This is a genomic window from Microbacterium sp. P03 (assembly GCF_043556235.1).
Lineage (GTDB): Bacteria > Actinomycetota > Actinomycetes > Actinomycetales > Microbacteriaceae > Microbacterium.
This window is the reverse complement of sequence record NZ_JBIGIM010000001.1, coordinates 1,064,275-1,084,937: the sequence shown is the minus strand read 5'-3', so window position 1 is coordinate 1,084,937 and position 20,663 is coordinate 1,064,275. Positions and strand designations below refer to the sequence as shown.

The 20,663-nt window shown below is 69.3% G+C and carries 18 protein-coding genes; 2 read left to right on the top strand and 16 right to left on the bottom strand.

The genetic code is table 11. The features are described 5' to 3' along the window. Nucleotides 1-9: 9 nt before the first annotated feature. Nucleotides 10-999: a LysR family transcriptional regulator gene (locus ACFXOO_RS05255; protein ID WP_378850837.1), complete on the bottom strand. Its 990-nt coding sequence runs from the start codon at nucleotides 997-999 to the stop codon at nucleotides 10-12. An 83-nt stretch (nucleotides 1,000-1,082) separates the two neighbouring features. Between ACFXOO_RS05255 and ACFXOO_RS05250 the strand changes: the two genes are divergently transcribed. After that, on the top strand, nucleotides 1,083-2,150 hold the full coding sequence (locus ACFXOO_RS05250) for an aminotransferase class V-fold PLP-dependent enzyme (protein ID WP_378850840.1): 1,068 nt from the start codon (nucleotides 1,083-1,085) through the stop codon (nucleotides 2,148-2,150). Here the strand turns inward: ACFXOO_RS05250 and ACFXOO_RS05245 are convergent, their stop codons facing one another. The 5 genes from ACFXOO_RS05245 to ACFXOO_RS05225 all read right to left on the bottom strand — a co-directional run bounded on the left by ACFXOO_RS05245 (nucleotide 2,151) and on the right by ACFXOO_RS05225 (nucleotide 8,120). Beyond that, complete coding sequence (locus ACFXOO_RS05245; protein ID WP_378838965.1) at nucleotides 2,151-3,434, bottom strand: MFS transporter; 1,284 nt, start codon at nucleotides 3,432-3,434, stop codon at nucleotides 2,151-2,153. Then, the gene (locus ACFXOO_RS05240; protein ID WP_394562945.1) at nucleotides 3,431-4,195 is read right to left on the bottom strand and encodes a fumarylacetoacetate hydrolase family protein; all 765 of its coding nucleotides are present in this window, start codon (nucleotides 4,193-4,195) and stop codon (nucleotides 3,431-3,433) included. The genes ACFXOO_RS05245 and ACFXOO_RS05240 overlap by 4 nt, the downstream gene beginning before the upstream one ends. A 101-nt stretch (nucleotides 4,196-4,296) precedes the next feature. Next, a complete protein-coding gene (locus tag ACFXOO_RS05235) occupies nucleotides 4,297-5,403 on the bottom strand; it encodes a branched-chain amino acid aminotransferase (RefSeq protein ID WP_378838960.1) in 1,107 nt (368 codons plus the stop codon). 47 nt (nucleotides 5,404-5,450) lie between these two features. Beyond that, nucleotides 5,451-6,527: a 3-isopropylmalate dehydrogenase gene (locus ACFXOO_RS05230; protein ID WP_378838957.1), complete on the bottom strand. Its 1,077-nt coding sequence runs from the start codon at nucleotides 6,525-6,527 to the stop codon at nucleotides 5,451-5,453. A gap of 36 nt (nucleotides 6,528-6,563) precedes the next feature. Further along, entirely contained in the window at nucleotides 6,564-8,120 is a 1,557-nt protein-coding gene (locus tag ACFXOO_RS05225) for an MFS transporter (protein ID WP_394562944.1), read from the bottom strand. Nucleotides 8,121-8,206: 86 nt separating this feature from the next. Here ACFXOO_RS05225 and ACFXOO_RS05220 point away from each other — a divergent pair, with 86 nt between their 5' ends. After that, nucleotides 8,207-8,752, top strand: coding sequence for a TetR/AcrR family transcriptional regulator (locus tag ACFXOO_RS05220; protein ID WP_378838953.1), 546 nt, complete (start codon nucleotides 8,207-8,209; stop codon nucleotides 8,750-8,752). Nucleotides 8,753-8,786: 34 nt separating this feature from the next. Here ACFXOO_RS05220 and ACFXOO_RS05215 read toward each other — a convergent pair whose 3' ends face one another. The 10 genes from ACFXOO_RS05215 to ilvD all read right to left on the bottom strand — a co-directional run bounded on the left by ACFXOO_RS05215 (nucleotide 8,787) and on the right by ilvD (nucleotide 20,656). Beyond that, nucleotides 8,787-10,367, bottom strand: a complete 1,581-nt coding sequence (locus tag ACFXOO_RS05215; RefSeq protein WP_394562943.1) for a transporter — start codon at nucleotides 10,365-10,367, stop codon at nucleotides 8,787-8,789. Continuing rightward, nucleotides 10,349-11,092, bottom strand: coding sequence for an ABC transporter ATP-binding protein (locus tag ACFXOO_RS05210; RefSeq protein ID WP_378839481.1), 744 nt, complete (start codon nucleotides 11,090-11,092; stop codon nucleotides 10,349-10,351). Before ACFXOO_RS05210 ends, ACFXOO_RS05215 begins: the two co-directional genes overlap by 19 nt. Nucleotides 11,093-11,438: 346 nt before the next feature. Beyond that, the gene (serA, locus tag ACFXOO_RS05205; RefSeq protein ID WP_394562942.1) at nucleotides 11,439-13,043 is read right to left on the bottom strand and encodes a phosphoglycerate dehydrogenase; all 1,605 of its coding nucleotides are present in this window, start codon (nucleotides 13,041-13,043) and stop codon (nucleotides 11,439-11,441) included. A 196-nt stretch (nucleotides 13,044-13,239) separates the two neighbouring features. Then, on the bottom strand, nucleotides 13,240-13,593 hold the full coding sequence (locus ACFXOO_RS05200; protein ID WP_378838946.1) for a hypothetical protein: 354 nt from the start codon (nucleotides 13,591-13,593) through the stop codon (nucleotides 13,240-13,242). Further along, nucleotides 13,590-14,132 carry a DNA polymerase III subunit gamma/tau gene (locus tag ACFXOO_RS05195; RefSeq protein ID WP_394562941.1) on the bottom strand — a complete coding sequence of 181 codons (543 nt, stop codon included), beginning with the start codon at nucleotides 14,130-14,132 and terminating at the stop codon, nucleotides 13,590-13,592. The genes ACFXOO_RS05200 and ACFXOO_RS05195 overlap by 4 nt, the downstream gene beginning before the upstream one ends. A 40-nt stretch (nucleotides 14,133-14,172) precedes the next feature. Then, nucleotides 14,173-15,324 (bottom strand): lamin tail domain-containing protein, encoded by a 1,152-nt coding sequence (locus ACFXOO_RS05190; RefSeq protein WP_378850864.1) that lies wholly within the window; start codon nucleotides 15,322-15,324, stop codon nucleotides 14,173-14,175. A 165-nt stretch (nucleotides 15,325-15,489) separates the two neighbouring features. Beyond that, nucleotides 15,490-16,515 carry a ketol-acid reductoisomerase gene (gene ilvC, locus ACFXOO_RS05185; RefSeq protein WP_378838939.1) on the bottom strand — a complete coding sequence of 342 codons (1,026 nt, stop codon included), beginning with the start codon at nucleotides 16,513-16,515 and terminating at the stop codon, nucleotides 15,490-15,492. Between the two features lie 64 nt (nucleotides 16,516-16,579). Further along, the gene (ilvN, locus tag ACFXOO_RS05180) at nucleotides 16,580-17,089 is read right to left on the bottom strand and encodes an acetolactate synthase small subunit (protein WP_378838937.1); all 510 of its coding nucleotides are present in this window, start codon (nucleotides 17,087-17,089) and stop codon (nucleotides 16,580-16,582) included. Between the two features lie 3 nt (nucleotides 17,090-17,092). Beyond that, the gene (locus ACFXOO_RS05175; protein WP_378838934.1) at nucleotides 17,093-18,895 is read right to left on the bottom strand and encodes an acetolactate synthase large subunit; all 1,803 of its coding nucleotides are present in this window, start codon (nucleotides 18,893-18,895) and stop codon (nucleotides 17,093-17,095) included. Nucleotides 18,896-18,937: 42 nt separating this feature from the next. Further along, a complete protein-coding gene (gene ilvD / locus ACFXOO_RS05170; protein WP_378838932.1) occupies nucleotides 18,938-20,656 on the bottom strand; it encodes a dihydroxy-acid dehydratase in 1,719 nt (572 codons plus the stop codon). Nucleotides 20,657-20,663 lie beyond the last annotated feature (7 nt).

The following is a 20,663-nucleotide window of genomic DNA, read 5'->3' as shown; positions in this document are numbered from 1 at the left end:
CCCACCAGCTTAGTTCGCCCGTCCCCCGGCCACCGTGGCCTCGACCGCCGAGGACGGCGGCAGCACACGCGTGAGGGCGCTCAGGGTGGCGCGTACGGAGGGAACGCGTTCGGCGCCGAGCGCGGTGACGACGTGCAGCGTGCGCGCTTCGGCCGCGGGGAGGGGGCGCGTCACGATGCCCGGAAGTTGTGGGAACGATTCGACGGCCATGCGCGGCAGGGTGGCGACGCCGATGCCCTGCGCGACGAGGCCCTCCACAGCGACGAAGTTGTCGGTCTCGAAGGTGATCCGAGGTTCGAAGCCATGACGACCGCACAGCTCGAGCAGATGTCCCCGGCAGCGCGGACAGCCTGCGATCCAGTTCTCCCCTGCGAGCCCGGCGAGCGACGCGACGTCGCCGCGACGCGGGCGCGAGGCAGCAGGATGTGCCGCGGGCAGCACGAGGAGCAGGTCGTCGGTGCCGACGGTGCGCACCGCGAGTCCTCGCGCGCTCGAGCGGTGCGGATCTTCGCGGTCGCCGGCGTAGCTGAACGTCAAGGCGACGTCGGCACGGTCGTCGCGGATCGCCGCGACCGCCTCGGGCGGCTCGGCCTCCACGTAGGTCAGGACGACGCCGGGATGGCGCACCGCGAGGTCGGCGAGCAGTCGGGGCACCAGCGACGGCGAGGCGGAAGGGAACCCCACGAGGCGCACGCGACCGACCCGCAGGCCGCGCAGCTCGTCGAGCTCCTCCGTGGCCGCATCCAACGCCGTCGTGACGGAAGGCGCGTGGCGGGCGAGTATGCGCCCGGCCTCGGTGAGTCGCACCCGACGACCGGCGCGCTCGATGACAGGCACGCCGAGGCGCTGCTCGAGGCGCTTCATCTGCTGGCTGATGGCCGGTTGGCTGAGTCCCAGGAGGTCTGCGGCGGCGGTGATCGAGCCGCCGTCGGCGATCGCCTTCACCACCCGGAGCGTCTGCACATCGAACTCCGGAGACTCATCCCGCGCATCGGCCACGATCGGAATCATAATGCGCACGCATGGGTCGCATCTCACACGTGCCGTAGACGAATGCGTGGAGCGTCCCGCACCCTGGATGGGTGACCGTTCCGATCTCGCCCGCCTCACTCGCGTCGGTGCGCGCGGAGTTCGCGGGCGGCCGCGGTTACCTCGCAGCCTGCACGGTGGGTCTCACGCCGCGGGCGTCACGCGACGCGATCATCGTCGATGCCCATGCCTCGGCGGGAGGTCGACCCGATCCGGTCGCCTACTCCGCGCTGGTGGAAAGCAGTCGTCGGCATTTCGCCGACCTCGTCGGCGTGAGCGCCGACCGGGTCGCGGTCGGCTCGCAGACCTCGGTCCTGGCCGCCCTGATCGCCGCGTCCGTGCCGGACGACGCCGAGGTGCTGTGCGCCGCGGGCGATTTCTCCTCGATCATGCTGCCCTTCGTGCACGCCGGTCGAGGGATTCGTGTACGGATCGCGCCCCTGGCGGGACTCGCCGACGCGATCACCGAGCGGACGTGGCTCGTCGCGTTCTCGATCGTGCAGTCGGCGACGGGCGAGGTGGCGGACGCCGACGCCATCGTCGCCGCCGCACACCGCGCGGGCGCGCGCACCTTCTGCGACGCGACCCAGGCCGTGGGCTGGCTGCCGGTCGACGCGGGGGCGTTCGACGCCCTCGTGTGCCACACGTACAAATGGCTCTGCGCCCCGCGGGGTGTCGCCTTCCTCACCCTCTCCGCGCAGCTGCAGTACCTCGTTCCGCCGATCTTCGCCGGCTGGTACGCGGGGGCGGATCCCTGGACGTCGTGCTACGGCCACGAGGTGGTGCTGGCGGAGGACGCCTCGCGCTTCGACGTCTCACCGGCGTGGCAGGCGTTCGTCGGCGCCGAACCCGCGCTGGCGCTCTTCGCGGACATGGACCGCGCAGCGGCCCACGCGCACACCACCGGCTTGGCCGCGGCGTTCCGGGACCGGATGGGCATCCCCGCTCCCCCACGTCCCAGCGCCATCGTGACGTGGTCCGATGCGAGCGGGTGCGACCTCGCTCGTCTGGGAGCTGCGGGAGTGTCCGCCTCGGGTCGGGCGGGCAGAGCCCGCGTCGCATTCCACGTGTTCAACGACGATGATGACGTAGGTCTCGCCGCGACGGCGCTGATCGGCTGATCACCGTCCCGGCCGACGCGGCTCTACGGATGCCACCGGCCGTGCCCGGGTGAGCGGAGCGAAGCCCACGACCACGATCACCACGATCAGCGCGAGGAGGGCGAGCCCCCCGTAGCCGATCCATCCGAGCACCAGGCCCGCGAGCACCGCGCCGATCGCCGCGACGAGGCTCATCGTGAGATCGCTGCGTCCCTGCCGACGGGTGCGCAGGTGTTCGCCGGACGCCTCGGTCAACAGCGCCGAGCCCGCAACGGTGGTGGCGCTCCACCCGAGTCCGAGCAGGACGAGAGCGATCGTCACGGCGGTCGTGTCGGCCTCGCCGAAAGCCGCCGTCAGCAGCGACGCCAGCAGCAGCCCTTGGCCGAGCAGGATGGTGCGCACCCGACCGAACCGGTCGGCCAGCAGCCCGAAGACCGGAGAGAGCGCGTACATGCCGGCGATGTGGAGGCTGATCGTGAAGCCGATGATCGTGACGGATGCCGCGTCTCCTGCCCCGCCCATCAGATGCAGCAGGTGCACCGGGGTCATCGCCATGACAGCCACCATCACACCGTGGGCGCCGGCGATCGCGATGATGGCGTACCGGGCGACGAGCGGCTGGTCGACTCGGGCGATCGCGGATGCACCGGCGGCCGCCGAGACCGCCGCCACGCGCCTGGCCAGCAGGAGAGGATCCGGTCGGAGGGCGCTCAGATAGAGGGCCACTCCGAGAAGCTGCGCCACCAGCGTGAAGACGTAGGGGCCCGTGAGCGCCGGCATTCCGAGCGCGTCGCCGATCACCTCGCCCGGACCGACGAGGTTCGGGCCGAGCACGGCGCCCACCGTGGTGGCCCACACCACCAGGGACAGATCACGGCCTCGCGTGGCATCCGTCGCCAGGTCGGCAGCGGCGAAGCGCGACTGCAGGTTCGCGGCCTGTCCCGACCCGATGAGCCCGAATCCGACCAGGAGCAGGGGGAAGGAGTCGATGCTCACCGCACCGAGGACGACCACGACGCCGGCCAGGGCGACGAGCATGCCGAGCGTGAGGGCGCGCCGGCGTCCGTGAAGGCGCGCGAGACGCGCGAGCGGCACGGCGAAGATCGCCGTTCCGAGCGTGATGGCGGCCGTGGCGAGTCCCGAGAGCGCGTCCTGTCCGGAGAGCTCGCGGGCGAGGACCGCGCCGAGCGAGATGGTGGCACCGAAGGCGAGACCACCGAGCACCTGCCCGGCGCTCAGGACGCCGACGGTGCGCCGCTGAATACGCTGCAGCTCGGCGGGCGCCGGGTCTTCGACATCGGTCACGCGTTGCGTGCGGTGTTGGTCAGTACTCCCAGTCCGCTGATCTCGACTTCGAGCGTGTCGCCCGCGGTGAATGGTCCGACCCCGGCCGGTGTGCCGGTGAGGATGACGTCTCCGGGGAGGAGGGTGAAGGCGGCCGAGGCGTAGGCGATGATGTCCGCGACGGAGTGGACCATGTCGCTCAACGGGGTGTGCTGACGCACCTCGCCGTTGAGGCGCGACTCGATGGTGGCCGACGCGACATCGAACTCGGTCTCGATAACCGGTCCCAGGGGGCAGAAGGTGTCGAATCCCTTCGCTCGGGCCCACTGGCCGTCGCGCTTCTGGAGGTCACGCGCGGTGATATCGTTCCCGATCGTGTATCCGAAGACGACCTCGGCAGCCCGCTCGACGGCCACGTTCTTGGCGATCGAGCCGATCACGACGGCCAGTTCGCCCTCGAAGTCGGTGCGCTCGCTCTGCGGCGGCCGCACGATGGCATCGCCCGGTCCCACCACCGCGGTGTTCGGCTTGAGGAACAGCATCGGCTCGGTCGGCGCTTCGTTGCCGAATTCCGCCGCGTGCTCGCGGTAGTTGCGACCGACGCAGATCACTTTCGAACGTGGGATCACCGGTGCCAGCAGCACCGCATCGACGAGGGGCACGCGCTCGCCCGTGGTCTCGAAACCCGCGAACATCGGATCGCCGTCGAGCACGACCAGGTCGCGGTCGTCGACGATGCCGAAGCGGATGCTGTCCTGGTGGCTGAATCGGGCGATCTTCACCCGCTCAGCCTACCCAGGCCGCAGCATCCGCACCCGGTCGCGTCGCCCGCCCGGCCGTGCACCGGTGCCTTCGCCCCACCCACTCTGCCGCGGAGAACGGCTCAGGCGTCCAGTCGCGTCAGCCAGCCGTGACGGTCTTCGCGGCGGCCGTACTGGATGTCGGTCAGCTCCTCGCGCAACGACAGCGCGAGTGTGCCGGTCGGCTGCTCGTCGAAGAAGTTCTTGCCCTTCAGCAGCCCGATCGGTGTCACGACCGCTGCCGTCCCGCACGCGAACACCTCGACGATGTCGCCGGATGCCACACCTTCGCGCCACTCCGTCAGCGAGACGTTCCGGCCCTGCACCTTGTGCCCGCGGTCGACCGCCAGCTGCAGGATCGAGTCGCGCGTGATGCCCTCGAGGATGCTGTCGGACTGCGGCGTGACGATCGTGCCGTCCTTGTACACGAACACCACGTTCATGCCGCCCAGTTCTTCGACGTTGCCGTCCTGGTCGAGGAACACGACCTGATCGCACTCGTTCTCGTAGGCCTCCGACTGCGGCAACAGCGAGGCGGCGTAGTTGCCGCCGGTCTTGGCTGCGCCGGTCCCGCCCTTGCCGGCGCGTGCATAGTCCTCGCTCAGCCAGATGGATACCGGCTGCACACCGCCCTTGAAGTACGCGCCCGCGGGTGAAGCGATCACGTAGTACGCGACCTTGTGCGCCGGACGGACGCCGAGGAAGGCCTCCTTCGCGAACATGAACGGCCGCAGGTAGAGGCTCTGGTCTTCGCCCGACGGCACCCACGCGCCGTCGATCGCGACGATCTCGCGGAGGGACTGCAAAAAGTACGGGGCGGGCAGTTCGGGCAGGGCCAGCCGACGGGCGCTGCGCTGCAGGCGACGGGCGTTCTGGTCGGGGCGGAAGGTGTGGACCGAACCGTCCGCGTGGCGATAAGCCTTGATCCCCTCGAAGATCTCCTGCCCGTAGTGCAGCACCGCGGCGGCGGGGTCGAGGGTGATCGGGCCGTAGGGCTGCACGCGCGGACGGTGCCAGCCTCCCCGCACCGACCAGCAGATGTCGACCATATGGTCGGTGAAGGACTGGCCGAAGCCGGGGTTCTTCAAGATCTCTTCGCGCTGCGCGGCGGTCTTGGCGGCGAGGTTGCGGGTGACGGCGAACTCGAGCGGATCGAGGTCGGTGTCGGGGTTGGAATCGATGAGAGTCATGTCACGTCCTACGGTGGGGTCGCCGGCGGTGCGAGCGGGGTTCCAGGTTACGCCTGGAGCCGTGCCGCGATCGCGTCGCCGATCTCGGAGGTGGTGCGGGGCGAGCCGTCTCGGGCTGCGATGTCTTCTTCGGCCGCGAGGGTGACGCGTGCCGCCTCGTCCCGCAGCCCCAGGTGGTCCAGCAGCAGGGAGACGGAGAGGATCGCAGCCGTGGGGTCGGCCTTCTGCCGGCCTGCGATGTCGGGCGCCGAACCGTGCACGGGCTCGAACATCGAGGGGAACGCGCCGTCGGGGTTGATGTTGCCCGATGCGGCGAGGCCGATGCCACCGGTGACGGCGCCTGCCAGGTCCGTGAGGATGTCGCCGAAGAGGTTGTCGGTGACGATCACGTCGAAGCGGCCCGGGTTCGTGACCAGGAAGATCGTTGCTGCGTCGACGTGCAGGTAGTCTACGGCGACACCGGGGTGTTCCTTCGCCACCGCATTAACGATCCGCTGCCAGATGCCTCCGGCGTGGACGAGCACATTGGTCTTGTGCACGAGTGTCAGCTTCCGGCGGCGCCGCTCCGCGAGGTCGAAGGCGTAGCGCACGACCCGCTCCACTCCGAAGGCGGTGTTGACCGACGTCTCGTTGGCCACCTCATGCGGCGTGCCACGTCTGATGGAGCCGCCGTTCCCGACGTACGGACCCTCCGTGCCCTCGCGCACGACGACGAAGTCGATCTCTCCGGGGTCGGCGAGGGGCCCCGGTGCACCCGGATAGAGCTTGGACGGCCTCAGGTTGACATAGTGGTCGAGCTCGAACCGCAGCTTCAGCAGCAGACCCCGCTCGATGTTGGCGTCCGCGAGACGCGGGTCTCCCGGCACGCCCCCGACCGCTCCGAGCAGGATCGCGTCGTGACCGGCGATCGACGAGAGGTCTTCGTCGGTGAGCGTGTCACCGGTCTCGAGGAACCGCGCGGCACCCAGCGAGAAGCGCGTTCGGTCGAACCGGATGCCGGAACCTGCGGTCGCGGCATCCAGCACCTTTTCGGCCTCGGCGACGACTTCCGGGCCGATGCCGTCGCCGGGGATCACGGCGAGTTTCACGGTCCGGGACTCGGGCACCTGCTGCACCTGCGACATGGAACTCCTTGACGGGGCAGCGGCGGAGCGGACGGATCAGTGCTCGGCGGCTGCGGTGGGACGGGACTTCCCCAGGGTAACGGCCGCGATGACCGCGGCGATGGCCACCAGACCCGCGCCGATCAGCGAGGTGATCACCACGCCTCCGTCGAAAGCGTGAGCCGCCGCGTCGCGCAGGGCGGTCGCCAGGGGCTCGCCGAGCTGGTCGGCGGACGCGACCGCGCCGGCGAGCGTCTCGCGCGCCTGGTACGCCGCGTCGGCCGGGATCCCGGCGGGCAACTGCAGCGTGGCACGGTAGTAGGCGGTGAGGATGCCGCCCATGATCGTCGTGCCGAGCACGGCGCCCAGCTCGTACGCGGTCTCGGAGACGGCTGATGCCGCACCGGCCTTCGCCGCCGGCGCGCTGCTGAGCACGAGCTCGTTCGAGACGGTCTCGGCGATGCCGATACCCGCTCCGAGCGACATGAAGGCGATCACGAGGAGGGACAGCGAGCCCTCGCCGGCGGTGAGCGCGACCATCACGTAGCCCAGCACCGACAGCACGAGCGCCGACGGAACGAGCAGTCGAGGCGCGACGCGGCGGGCGACCGGCACGATGAGCAGCCCGGCGACGATCATGACAGCGAGACCGGGAAGCAGGGCGAGGCCGGCGTCCATCGGGCTCAGTCCGAGGATCAGCTGAAGGTGCTGAGCCACGAAGTACAGGAAGCCCACCAGCGAGATGACGCTCAGCAGATTGACCAGGATCGCGCCCGAGAACGGCGCGTGCCGAAACAGAGCCATGTCGAGCATCGGCTGTTCGGCCTTGAGCTGGCGACGGACGAAGAGCGCCGCGAGCAGGATGCCGAAGGCGATGAGCGGCAGCGCGGGGCCCGCAACGCCCTCGACCGCGAGCGACTTGATGCCGTAGACGAACGGCACCATGGCGCCGAGAGACAGCGCGATGCTGAGCGGATCGATGCGGCCGGGCTTGGGGTCGCGGCTCTCGGGGATGAGCAGCGGCACGAGGATCAGCAGCGGCACCAGCACGGGCACGGCGAGGAGGAACACCGAGCCCCAGGCGAAGTGCTCGAGCAGCAGACCGCCCACGATCGGGCCCAGGGCCATACCCGCGGAGAAGCCCGCTGCCCAGATCGCGATCGCGAGGCGGCGCTGTTCGCGATCGCGGAAGATCGAGCGCAGCAGCGAGAGAGTCGAGGGCATCAGCATCGCGCCGAAGACGCCCATGCCGGCGCGGGCGGCGATCAGGAGGGCGGCGCTGGGTGCGAACGCCGCGAGCACGGACACGATTCCGAATCCGGTCGCACCGATGAGCAGCATCCGTCGCCGACCGAAGCGGTCGCCGAGCGTGCCCATCGTCACGAGCAGGCTCGCGAGCACCAGCGGGTAGGCGTCGATGATCCAGAGCTGCTGGGTGCTGGTGGGTTCGAGGTGCAGGGCGATCTGCGGCAGGGCGAAGCTGAGAACCGTGTTGTCGACCGAGACGAGCAGAACCGGCAGCATCAGCACAGCAAGAGCGGTCCAGCCGCGCCAGCCGACCCGCGGAGAGGTCGTCAGGGCTTCGGTGGGGATGCGTTCGTAGGTGGTGCTCATGGTGTCCTCGGTTTCGACGGAATAAGTAAACCGTCCAGCCGGTATAGTATCAGACGGGTGACGTCCACGTCGATACCATCGAGACCATGAGCCGACCGCCGCGCGCCCGCGAGTCCGTGCTCGATGCGTTCTCCGATCTGCTGATCGCCGAGGGCGAGCGCGCGGCGACGATGGATGCCACCGCCCGCGCTGCCGGGGTCTCCAAGGGCGGTCTGCTCTATCACTTCGCCTCGAAGGACGCGCTGGAGAACGGGCTGATCGAACGCCTCGAGCGCCTCGTCGACGACGACATCGCGCTCATCACCACCGCACCTGAGGGCGCCATCGCCTATTTCTTGCGCTCCTCGGTGATGGAGAACGACCCCCTGGACCGCGCGCTCATCGGGGTGTCACGTCTCGCTCAGGGCGGCAACACGGTGGCGTCCGAGGCGCTCCGGGCGGTCCGGGAGCACTGGGCGGGGGCGCTGCGCCCGCACGCGAAGGACGAGACCGCCCTCGACCTCGTGATGCTGGTGAGTGACGGCCTGTACTTCAACAATGCGCTCAACGGCGGGTCGGTTCCCGGCCCCGTTCCGAGAGATGAAGAGCTCGACGCGCTGATCGCTCTCGTGCTCTCCGCAGCGGCGCGCTGACGCTCCGGATGGAACGGACGCGCCGCAGAGCCGCCTACGCGCCGCGGAGCCGCCGGAGCTGCATGAGGAGCGTCGGGCCGGTGCGGTCCAGGAGTGCACCACCTCCGCGGATGCCGATGATGAGCACCGCGACACCGATGACCACGGAGCACGCCAGCGCACTCCAACCGAAGACCGCCGAGCCGGATGCGAAGCTGATGATTGCGAGGACGCCCGTCGGGATCATCAGGGCGAGCACGATGCCCCACACGGCGAACACCTGCAGTCCCGTCGTGAAACTCGAGCCCTGAGCCGACTTGAAGGGGTTGTCGCCGGCGCGCGGTACCGGCATGACGAACCTCGCCGACGAGATGCAGACGACTCCCATGCCGGTGAGCATCGTCCCGATCGACAGGGCGAGGATGACGGGGAGATGCTGCCATTGGTCTGCGAACGCGACTCCGCCGACCGCCGCCAGCACCGTGATCGGGACCGCGAAGACGGCTAGGGCCGAGAGCCTGCCGAGGCGATCGTCCCTCCCCCGCACCCCGTCGATCAGATGGGTCGCGAAGGCCGTGCCGTCGTAGGAGATGTCCGAGGCCAGCGTGAGCGCGAACGTGAAGCCGAGCAGCGGGCCCGTCCACATGACCAGCATCGGCGCGTCGTTGAGGATCGAGTAGAACCACAGCAGGACCGGAATGAGTGGCACCGAGATGAGCTGACGCGCGTAGCGGGGGTCGCGCCGCCAGTAGGTCAGGCAGCGCGCAGCGATCGCGCCTGCGGGCGTCTGCGGCACGCGCGCGAACACGCCGAGCTTGCCGCGCGACACCGACCGGTTCGTCGCGACGGCGGGTGTCAACAGGGCCCGGGCGAGCGCTCCGCGCCACACGATGTACAGCAGCACGAGGGTCGCCAGCGCGATGAGCAGCCGGAGGCCCGCTCCCCCGATGTCGCCGAGGGCGATGGCCCCAGGCACGGCCCATGCCGCACCGAGTGGGGTCCATCCCAGTGCCGAGGCCAGGTTCGGCAGCGCGCCGGCAGAGCTGCTGATTCCCTGCGTGAGCGCGATGATGATGGGCCCGAGCAGCAGGAGCGGGATGATGATCAAGATGCCGCTCAGCTCTCGGGCGCGCCTGCTGGACTGCAGGCCGACGCTCAGCGCCGCCATCGCGCGCGATGCCACCACGGCGGTCACGACGCCGATGACCGCGCAGAGGACCGCGGCGACCATCGCCGGCGGGGAGCGCAGCCACGCGGCGGCCGAAGCGAGCCCCGCCAGGAGCGACACAGCGCCGGGAATGCCGATCACCCCGGCGAGTGTGAGTGCGATCAGCAGGGTGCGCATCGGGATCGGGTACTGCACCAGGTGCGGCGGATCGAGCGTCTGCTCGATCCCGGTCAGCAGCAGCGGGAAGAGCACCCAGCCGAGCGTCAGGAGGGACCCCGCCAGGACGATGATCGTCGCCGCAAGGTCGAACGACGCCGACAACCCCAGCGCGACCGCGCCCGCGGCCACCGCGACCAGCATTCCGAGGCCGTACAGCCCGCCGATGACCGTCGCGACCAGCTGCCACGTGCTGCGGGTGAGCGAATTGCCCAGCACCCGCAGCCGCAGCCTCAGGAGTGTCGCAACCATTCCGGCCCCTCCGCGTGGTGACGCCCGCCCACCAGCTGCACGAAACGGTCTTCCAGCGTCTGCTCGCCACGCACCTCGTCGATGGTGCCGGCGGCCAGCACGCGGCCTGCCGCGACCACGGCGACGTGGTCGCACATCCGCTGGACGAGGTCCATGACGTGGCTCGACACGATCACGGTGCCGCCGCCTGCCACGTAGCTCGTGAGGATGTCGCGGATGTTCGCCGCCGAGACCGGGTCGACGGACTCGAAGGGCTCGTCGAGCACGAGGATGCGTGGCGCGTGCACCAGGGCACAGGCCAGGGCGATCTTCTTCGTCATCCCCGCGGAGTAGTCCACGACCAGGGTGCCGGCGGCGCTTTCGAGGTCGAGCAGCCGCAGCAGATCGGCGACCCGTTCGGCGACCGTGGCGCGGTCGAGCCCGAACAGCATGCCGTTGTAGGTCACGAGCTGCTCGCCGGTGAGTCGGTCGAACAGCGCCACACCGTCGGCGAGGTTGCCGATGAGCGCTTTCGCGCGCAGGGGGTCCGCCCACATGTCGATGCCGTCGATCAAGGCACGGCCGGCGTCGGGACGCAGAAGCCCGGTCGCCATGGAGAGGGTGGTGGTCTTGCCCGCGCCGTTGGGTCCGACCAGGCCGTAGAACGAACCCGTCGGCACGGTCAAGTGCAGGTCGTCGACGGCCACCTTGTCACCGAAGCGTTTGCTGAGACCGACGAGCTGCAGCGCGGGAGCGGCCGCGGCATCCGTTCCCGCTACTGTCGCGGGCGCCGACCCGGGCCCGTTCGTCGGCGGTGTGTACGGCGGTGGGAGCGGAGCGTCTGTCACGAGGGATCCTCTCAACGATGCGTCCTTCTACCGTATGACCCGCGGATGCTGCCGCCCCGCTCTTCACCTCTGCCCGGCGCGCCGCGGCCGGAGTGGACCCGTGCGCTGTGTGCCGACCTTGGCGCGGCACGCAGGCGGCCACCGAACGGTCGCGACACGCCGTGACACCCGGCCCCGTTCGCGATGGAACGGCGTGTCGCGACCGTTCGCGGCCGGCCGGCAGGCGACCGAACGATCACCGGGATCAGTCCTCGGTGAGCAGGATCTGCTGGAACATGTCCGCGCCGACGGCCACGCGCATCTGCTCGAGCAGCACGTCGGGCACGGGTGAATCGACCGTGAGAACCGAGAGCGCGCGGCCCGTGGCATCCGGTCTGGCCACCTGGAGGCCTTCGATGTTGATGCCGGCGCCGCCGAGCTCCTGCCCGTAGATGGCCACGATGCCCGGACGATCGGCGTAGCGCATCACGACGTGGTGACGCTCGATCGGCACCTCGATCTCGTACCCGTTGATGCCGACGACCTTCGGCACCATGCGCGTGCCGGCGAGCGTGCCGGCGACGGTCAGCACCGAGCCGTCGACGAGGGTGCCGCGGAGGATGGTGATGTTGCGGTACTGCGGGCTGTCCGCTTCGACGATGAGTCGCGTCTCGATGCCGCGCTGCTCAGCGAACAGCGGTGCGTTCACGTACGAGACGTTCTCACTCACGACATTCGCGAGGATGCCCTTCAGAGCGGCGAGCCGGTAGACGCTGACGTCGTACGCCGCGAGCTCTCCGCGCACCTCGATGTCGAGGCTGGTGAGCGCGCTCTCGGCGAGTCCGGTGAAGAACTGCCCGAGCTGCTCGACGAGGGCGATGCCCGGGCGCACGAACGGGTCGATGATCCCCCCGGCGACGTTGACCGCGTCGGGCACGAGGTCGCCCTCGAGCGCGAGCTTCACCGACCTGGCGACCGACACGCCGGCCTTCTCCTGCGCTTCTTCCGTGGACGCACCCAGGTGAGGGGTCACAACGACATTGGGCAGGTCGAGCAGGGGGAAGGCCGGCCCGTCGACCGAGGGCGGTTCGGTGGAGAAGACGTCCAGTCCCGCGCCGGCGATCTCGCCCGTGGTCAGAGCCGTGTAGAGCGCCTTTTCGTCGATGAGCCCTCCGCGCGCGACGTTCACGATGTAGGCGGACGACTTCATCCGCGCGAACTGCTCGGCGCCGATCATGCCCGTGGTCTCGGGGGTCTTCGGCATGTGGATCGAGATGAAGTCGCTCTGCGCGAGCAGGTCGTCGAGCGAGAGCAGCGTCACTCCGAGCTGCTGTGCGCGGGAGGGGGTGACGTACGGGTCGTACGCGACGACCTGCACACCGAAAGCCTGCAGGCGGGCGGTGATGAGCGCCCCGATGCGCCCGAGGCCGATGATGCCGACCGTCTTCTCGTACAGCTCGGTGCCCGTGTAGGCGCTGCGCTTCCACTGTCCGGCGGCGAGCGAGGCGTGGGCGGCCGGGATGTGGCGCGCGAGGCTCAGGATGTGGCCGACGGTGAGCTCGGCGGCCGAGATGATGTTCGACGTCGGTGCGTTCACGACCATGACGCCGGCGGTGGTCGCGGCCTTGATGTCGACGTTGTCCAGGCCCACCCCCGCACGGGCGACGACCTTCAGCACCGGGGCTGCGGCCAGGGCTTCCGCATCTATCTTCGTCGCCGAACGCACCAGCACCGCGTGCGCGTCTGCCAGGGCGTCCAGGAGCGCGGGGCGGTCGGTGCCGTCGACCTGGCGGACGTCGAAGTCGGGACCGAGCGCGTCGATCGTGGCGGGAGAGAGTTCTTCGGCGATCAGGACGACGGGCTTCGACACGGTGGGTCCTTCGAGCGTTCACGCGCACCGCGGGAGCGGGGCGATCGGGGCGGGGTGGAGGCGAGATCAGCGCGCCGCATGCCCGTCGGAACGACCCGGGGCGGGGGCGGCGAGATCGCTGTCAGCCTACCGTGGGCGCTTCGGCGGCTCGCACCGTGTGACGGTTCGCGGCCGCGCTCCCCCGCGTCGGTGCATCTCAGCCCAGCAGGGACGCACCCGACGAGGCCGCGTACCCGATGACGTCGAGCCAGAACACCGACACAAGGGTCAGACCGGCGAGCATCACCAGCAGCAGGTGCAGCGCGGTCCGCCGCCGGCCGATGGCGAGAGCGCCCGCGAAGACGAGGATGGGCAGCACCACGGGCAGGATGAGCACGAACCATCCGAGGCCGTTCAATCCCAGCGGGCCGCTCGCCTGAGCGATGAGGAAGGCCACCGCATTCCAGACGGCGTACGCGTAGAACAGCCCGAACAGTCCGGCGATCGTGGCGACGAGCCACGTCGGGGTACGACGTGCGGATGCCGCGGCATCCGTCTGCACCGCGCTCACTGACCCACCGCCCCGACGGCGAGGAACGGCCAGGGCACGAGCAGGATCGCCCCCGCGAGCAGCCACAGCACCCGCACCCACGTGTGGGAGCCGCGGGTGAGGACCAACGTGGTGACGAACCAGATCAGGGGGGCGAGGATCGCCAGCCACAGGCTGACCAGATAACCGACCGGGGCCACGAGGAACTGCGCGGTCCCCTGCAGTCGCAGCCCGCCCACGACCCACCCGATCGTCCAGAGCAGGTAGATGCCGCTGAGGATTCCGATGCCGACGAGAGCCGCGTTGCCGAGCGGCTTCGGCTCGGACACCGCGGTCACCGTGCCGTCACGCTCGAGGCGGCCGACCTCGTCCGACCCGCGCCCGACGGCGTCGAAGCCCTGCGGGAGGGCTACGGGGACGGATGCCTCGACCGCCGCCTTCTCGTCGGTCGCGGCGTCGGCGGCGGTAGCCGTGGTGTCCCGCTCGTCGACACCGGTCACCAGCGTCGGATCGTCGTCACCGTCCCAGGAGAGGGCGTCGTCGTCGCGGCCGGCTGTCATGCCTCCAGCGTAGGTCACGCGCCCTGGCACCGCCGGGTCTTCACTCGAGCGAGAAGGTGCGCGGCGAGTAGCGATCGTCGATGTGGCTGTTGATCGCGCCCGGGGAGCTGCGTGCGATCAGGAACCGTCCGTCGGCCTGACGCTGCCAGCTTTCACCTCGACGGAAATCCAGCCGGTCGGTGAACTTCGCATCCCCCGTCTGGCAGGCCGTGTCGGGCCCTGCCGAGATGGTGAGGCCGTCGACGCGGAGGCCCTTCGCCGTCACGATCAGGATGCCGCTCGTCCGATCTGCCAGAGAGGTCTCCATGCGCGCGTCCGCGATCGTCCCGAGACCCTCCGGACCGCTCAGCACGAACCGCTCACCGCCGGCCAGACGTGCGCCCTCCGGGAAGGTGTACTGCAGCGTGCCCTCGCTGGCGATTCCGCGTGCCGTGCAGCGGTACACCTTCCACCCGCCGACGTCCTGCGCGGTGACGCCCGTGTTGCGCAGTTCCACCAGATCGTCGCCGTGACCGACTCGACCGGCAGGCGCTATCTCGTCGATCCGCACCGCGGTGTCGGCGACCGGTTCGGACCGCGCCGCGTTCGGGGCGCCCGGCGTGGCCTTCGCCCGCACCCAGGTACCGGCCTCCGTTCGCTGCCAGCTCTCGTCGAGAGCCTCCGCGAGGGTGACGGGCAGGTTCGGACCGATCCCGCATTCCGTCAGCACGGCGATGGGGGTGTTGGCGTAGACCGCCACACGATCGGCGATGGACCCGTCGGGCATGCGCAGCGCGAACCCGTAGCCGGTCGGATCGATGGCCCGGGCGAAGTAGGCGTCAGCGCGCAGGCCGGGTCGCCGGCTGCCCAAATGCTCGGCGGTGAACAGCGCACCGGGGGCGAGGACGACGCCACGAAGGTCGACGTCGGGGATGGCTTCGAGGCTGCCCTCCGCGGTGCAGCGTGACACCGACCAGCCGGTGAGATCGATCTCCGCCGCCGAATCGTTGCGGAGTTCGAAGAACCCGTCCGTTGCCGATCGCGGCCCGGCTGCGGCGACCTCGTCGATGACGACGTCGGACTTCTCTGCGGTGACGGCGATCGACGAGCCCCCTGTCGGGGCGTTCGCCGTCGGTGTGAGGGCTGCAGTCCCCGGTCCCCACAGTGACGCTATGGCCAGGATCGCTCCGAGGGAACGAGGGGTGAGACGCACCTCTTCACCCTAGAGGCGCTCGCTGGGTCGAGGCCGTGTGCGCCGTCGTGCACACCTGCGCGGACCGCCCGGGCGTGCCGAAAGCCCGGCCCCGTGGTGAGGGGCCGGGCTTCGTGGCTCTTGACAGCCGGGCTCGGCGGGATGCGCCGAGGGTTCAGCGGAGGGTCAGCGTGCTGCGGAGCCCTCGACGTAGTCGGTGTCGGTCTGCTGCCAGGCGAACAGGCCGCGCAGCTCTTTGCCGACCGCTTCGATCGGGTGCTGAGCACCCTTTTCGCGCAGGGCCAGGAACTCAGGCGCTCCGGCATCCTGGTCCTCGATGAAGCGCTTCGCGAACGCGCCCGACTGGATGTCGCCGAGAACGGCCTTCATGTTCTCCTTGACATCGGGCGAGATGACGCGCGGACCCGAGACGTAGTCGCCGTACTCGGCGGTGTCCGAGATGGACCAGCGCTGCTTGGCGATCCCGCCCTCCCACATCAGGTCGACGATGAGCTTGAGCTCGTGGAGCACCTCGAAGTAGGCGATCTGGGGCTGGTAGCCCGCCTCGGTGAGCGTCTCGAAGCCGTACTGCACGAGCTGCGACATGCCGCCGCAGAGCACTGCCTGCTCGCCGAACAGGTCGGTCTCGGTCTCTTCGGTGAAGGTGGTCTTGATGACGCCGGCGCGCGTGCCGCCGATCGCCTTCGCGTACGAGAGTGCGAGTGCCCACGCCTCGCCGCTCGCATCGCGCTCGACGCCGATGATGTCGGGGATGCCGCGGCCCGCGACGAATTCGCGGCGCACCGTGTGGCCGGGGGCCTTCGGCGCGATGAGGATCACGTCGACGCCCTCGGGAGCATCGATGTAGCCGAAGCGGATGTTGAAGCCGTGCGCGAAGGCGAGGGCCTTCCCGGGCGTCAGGTTGTCCTTGATGCTCTCGGTATAGATCGAGCGTTGGTGCTGATCGGGCGCGAGGATCATGATGACGTCGGCCCATGCGGTCGCGTCGGCGACGGATTTCACCTCGAAGCCGTCGTCCTCGGCCTTGGCGGTCGACTTCGAGCCGTCCTTGAGGGCGATGACGACCTCGACGCCCGAGTCGCGGAGGTTCTGCGCGTGGGCGTGGCCCTGCGATCCATAACCGACGATCGCAACCTTCTTGCTCTGGATGATCGAGAGGTCGGCGTCGGCGTCGTAGAGGAGTTCAGTCACTGGTTTTCTCTTTCGTTCGGGGTGTTCGATGATCGTGCCGCCACGCTCGGCGAACGGTCGGGGATCAGTTGCGGAGGACCCGCTCGGTGATGCTCTTGCCGCCGCGGCCGATGGCGAGAAGGCCCGACTGGGCGAGCTCCCTGATGCCGAAGGGCTCCAGTGCGCGCAGCAGGGCGTCGACCTTGCCGTGGTCTCCGGTCACCTCGATGACGAGCGCGTCGGGTGAGTAGTCGACGACCGACGCGCGGAAGAGGCTCACCACTTCGAGCACACTCGACCGGTTGGCGTTGTCGGCGCGCACCTTCACGAGCATGTGCTCGCGCTGGACGGATGCCGCCGGCTCGAGCTCGACGATCTTGATGACGTTGATCAGCTTGTTGAGCTGCTTGGTCACCTGCTCGAGGGGCAGTTCGTCGACGTCGACGACCACGGTGATCCGGGACAGACCCGGCACCTCCGTCACGCCGACCGCGAGGGATTCGATGTTGAACCCGCGGCGCGCGAACAGCCCCGCGACGCGGGTCAGCAGACCGGGTTTGTTCTCGACCAGAAGGCTCAGCACGTGCGAAGTCATGGCTCAGTCCTCGCGATCGAACGACGGGGCGTGTTCACGCGCGTACTGGACGTAGCTGTTGCTGACGCCTTGAGGGACCATCGGCCACACCATCGAGTCGGCGCTGACGACGAAGTCGATGACGACCGGACGGTCGTTGGTCTCGAGAGCCAGCGTGATCGCAGCATCCACTTCTTCCAGCTTCTCGACGCGGATCGCGAGGCACCCGTACGCTTCAGCCAGCTTCACGAAGTCGGGGATGCGGATGCTGCCGTGCCCGGTGTTCAGGCTGGTGTGCGAATACCGGCCCTCGTAGAACAGCGTCTGCCACTGGCGCACCATCCCGAGCGAGGAGTTGTTGATGATCGCGACCTTGATCGGGATGTTGTTGATCGTGCAGGTGGCGAGTTCCTGATTGGTCATCTGGAAGCATCCGTCGCCGTCGATCGCCCAGACGACGCGGTCGGGCTCCGCCACCTTGGCGCCCATCGCCGCGGGCACGCCGTAGCCCATTGTTCCCGCGCCACCGGAGTTGAGCCAGGAGTTCGGACGCTCGTACTTGATGAACTGCGCCGACCACATCTGGTGCTGACCGACGCCCGAGGCGTAGATGCCCTCGGGTCCGGTGAGCTCCCCGATGCGCTGGATCACGTGCTGCGGTGCGAGAAGGCCGTCCGTCGTCGGCGCGTAGCCGAGGGGGAACTCCTCACGAAGACCGTCGAGGTAGGACCACCACTCCGAGATATCGGGCTCGGCTGTCGCCGCAGCGGCCCGGTAGGCCGTTTCGAGGTCGACGAGCACGTCCCGCAGATCCCCCACGATCGGAACGTCGGCCGCGCGGATCTTGCCGATCTCCGCGGGATCGATGTCGATGTGCACGACCTTCGCGTTCGGCGCGAACAACGCCGCCTTGCCGGTCACCCGGTCGTCGAACCGTGCACCCAGGGACACCAGCAGGTCGGACTCCTGCAACGCCAGGACCGCCGGGACGGTGCCGTGCATGCCGGGCATCCCGAGCTGCTGGGTGTGCGAGTCGGGGAAGGCACCCCGTGCCATCAGCGTCGTGACCACCGGAGCACCGGTAGCCTCGGCGAACGCGAGCAGCTCCTTCGACGCCCGCGAGCGGATCACGCCGCCGCCGACGTAGAGCACGGGCTTCTTCGCGCCCGCCAGCAGCTGTGCCGCGGCCTGGATCTGCTTGCCGTGCGCCTTCGTCACGGGCCGGTAGCCCGGCAGGTCGATCTTGGGCGGCCACACGAACGGCACCTCGGCCTGCTGCGCGTCCTTCGTGATGTCGACGAGCACGGGGCCGGGTCGACCGGTCCCCGCGATCTCGAAGGCGGCGGCGATGGCGCCGGGGATCTCCTCGGCGCGCTTGACGAGGATGGAGTGCTTGGTGATGGGCATCGTGATGCCCACGATGTCGGCTTCCTGGAAGGCGTCGGTGCCCATCAGCGTGGAGAACACCTGGCCGGTGATGCAGACGATCGGGACGGAGTCCATGTAGGCGTCCGCGATGGCGGTCACGAGGTTCGTCGCACCGGGACCGGACGTCGCGATCGCAACGCCGATCTTGTTCGACGCGGAGGCGTAGCCCTCCGCCGCGTGTCCCGCGCCCTGCTCATGGCGCACCAGGATGTGGCGCAGCTCGGTGCTGTCCATCAGCGGGTCGTAGACGGGGAGGATGGCGCCCCCGGGAAGCCCGAAGACATCCGTGACACCCAGGAGTTCGAGCGATCGGACGACGGCTTGGGCGCCCGTGAGCACGGGTGCCGATGCGGTTCGGGCGGGCGGCCGGGGCACGGCCGAGGAGGATTCTGCAGGCATGATGAACCTCTGAGTGATGGAGACGGATGTCGGGGGCCGAGGTCAGCCCGTGGTCGCGCCTTCGGCGGCGGAGCGCACGAGCTTGGAGTACTTGGCCAAGACGCCACGGGTATAGCGCGGGGGAAGTGGCTCCCAGCCCTCACGGCGGGAGTTCAGCTCAGCCTCATCGACGAGTAGGTCGAGAGTGCGAGCCGCGATATCGACCCGTATCAGATCACCATCGCGCACGAAGGCAATGGGACCAGCGTCCACTGCTTCGGGTGCTATGTGGCCGATGCACAGGCCGGTTGTGCCGCCTGAGAATCTGCCGTCCGTCAACAGTAATACATCTTTTCCGAGGCCGGCGCCCTTGATGGCGGCGGTCACCGCGAGCATCTCGCGCATGCCGGGTCCGCCCTTCGGGCCCTCGTAGCGGATGACGACGACGTCGCCGGCCGCGATCTCGCCTGCTTCGAGAGCATCCATCGCCCCACGCTCGCGCTCGAACACGCGGGCAGGGCCTTCGAACACATCGGAGTCGAAGCCGGCCGACTTGACGACGGCGCCCTCGGGCGCGATGGATCCGTGGAGGATCGTGATGCCGCCCTTCTCGTGGATCGGGTTGTCGAACGAGTGGATCACGGTGCCGTCGATCGGATCGGGATCGAGGTCGCGCATGTTCTCGGCAAGCGTCTTGCCGGTCACGGTGAGCGCGTCCCCGTGCAGCAGCCCTTCGTCGAGCATCGCCTTCATGATCACGGGGATGCCGCCGTGGCGGTCGACGTCGTTCATGACGTACTTCCCGAAGGGCTTCATGTCGGCGACGTGCGGAACCTTGTCGCCGATCCGGTTGAAGTCGTGGAGGCTCAGTTCGACGTCGGCCTCGCGGGCGATCGCCAGCAGGTGCAGCACGACGTTGGTCGATCCACCGAGGGCCATCGCCAGGGCGATCGCGTTCTCGAAGGCCTCGGGGGTCAGGATGTCGCGGGTGGTGATGCCCTGACGGAGCAGATTGATGACGGCCTCGCCCGAACGGTGCGCGTAGTAGTCGCGGCGGCGGTCGGCTGCCGGCGGCGCCGCCGACCCGGGGAGGCTCAGGCCGAGGGCTTCGGCGACGGACGCCATGGTGTTGGCCGTGTACATGCCGCCGCAGGCTCCTTCCCCCGGGGCGATGGCGCACTCGATGCGCTTGAGGTCGGCCTCGCTCATCTTGCCCGCCAGGCACGCGCCGACCGCCTCGAACGAATCGATGATGGTGACGTCCTTCTCGGTGCCGTCCGACAGCTTGACCCAACCGGGGGCGATCGAGCCCGCGTAGAGGAAGACACTCGAGAGGTCCAGACGCGCGGACGCCATGAGCATGCCCGGGATCGACTTGTCGCAGCCGGCGAGCAACACCGTGCCGTCCAGCCGCTCGGCCATGACGACGGTCTCGACGGAGTCGGCGATGACCTCGCGGCTGACGAGCGAGAAGTGCATTCCCTCATGGCCCATGGAGATGCCGTCGGAGACCGAGATCGTGCCGAACTGCAGCGGGTAGCCGCCGCCGGCGTGCACTCCCTCTTTCGCGCCCTGGGCGAGCCTGTCCAGGCTCAGGTTGCAGGGGGTGATCTCGTTCCAGCTCGAGGCGATGCCGATCTGCGGCTTCTCCCAATCGGCGTCGCCCATGCCGACGGCACGGAGCATCCCGCGCGAGGTCGTGGCTTCGATGCCATCGGTGACGACGCGGCTGCGGGGCTTGATGTCGACGGACGCGGCGGTGTGGGGATCGGACTCAGGCATCCCTGCA

Excerpts from the sequence above, each read along its gene's own strand:
- ACFXOO_RS05235 (WP_378838960.1), bottom strand. The coding sequence starts at position 5,403 with ATGACTCTCATCGATTCCAACCCCGACACCGACCTCGATCCGCTCGAG.
- ACFXOO_RS05230 (WP_378838957.1), bottom strand. The coding sequence starts at position 6,527 with ATGTCGCAGGTGCAGCAGGTGCCCGAGTCCCGGACCGTGAAACTCGCC.
- ACFXOO_RS05225 (WP_394562944.1), bottom strand. The coding sequence starts at position 8,120 with ATGAGCACCACCTACGAACGCATCCCCACCGAAGCCCTGACGACCTCT.
- ACFXOO_RS05220 (WP_378838953.1), top strand. The coding sequence starts at position 8,207 with ATGAGCCGACCGCCGCGCGCCCGCGAGTCCGTGCTCGATGCGTTCTCC.
- ACFXOO_RS05215 (WP_394562943.1), bottom strand. The coding sequence starts at position 10,367 with ATGGTTGCGACACTCCTGAGGCTGCGGCTGCGGGTGCTGGGCAATTCG.
- ACFXOO_RS05195 (WP_394562941.1), bottom strand. The coding sequence starts at position 14,132 with ATGACAGCCGGCCGCGACGACGACGCCCTCTCCTGGGACGGTGACGAC.
- ilvN (WP_378838937.1), bottom strand. The coding sequence starts at position 17,089 with ATGACTTCGCACGTGCTGAGCCTTCTGGTCGAGAACAAACCCGGTCTG.
- ACFXOO_RS05175 (WP_378838934.1), bottom strand. The coding sequence starts at position 18,895 with ATGCCTGCAGAATCCTCCTCGGCCGTGCCCCGGCCGCCCGCCCGAACC.
- ilvD (WP_378838932.1), bottom strand. The coding sequence starts at position 20,656 with ATGCCTGAGTCCGATCCCCACACCGCCGCGTCCGTCGACATCAAGCCC.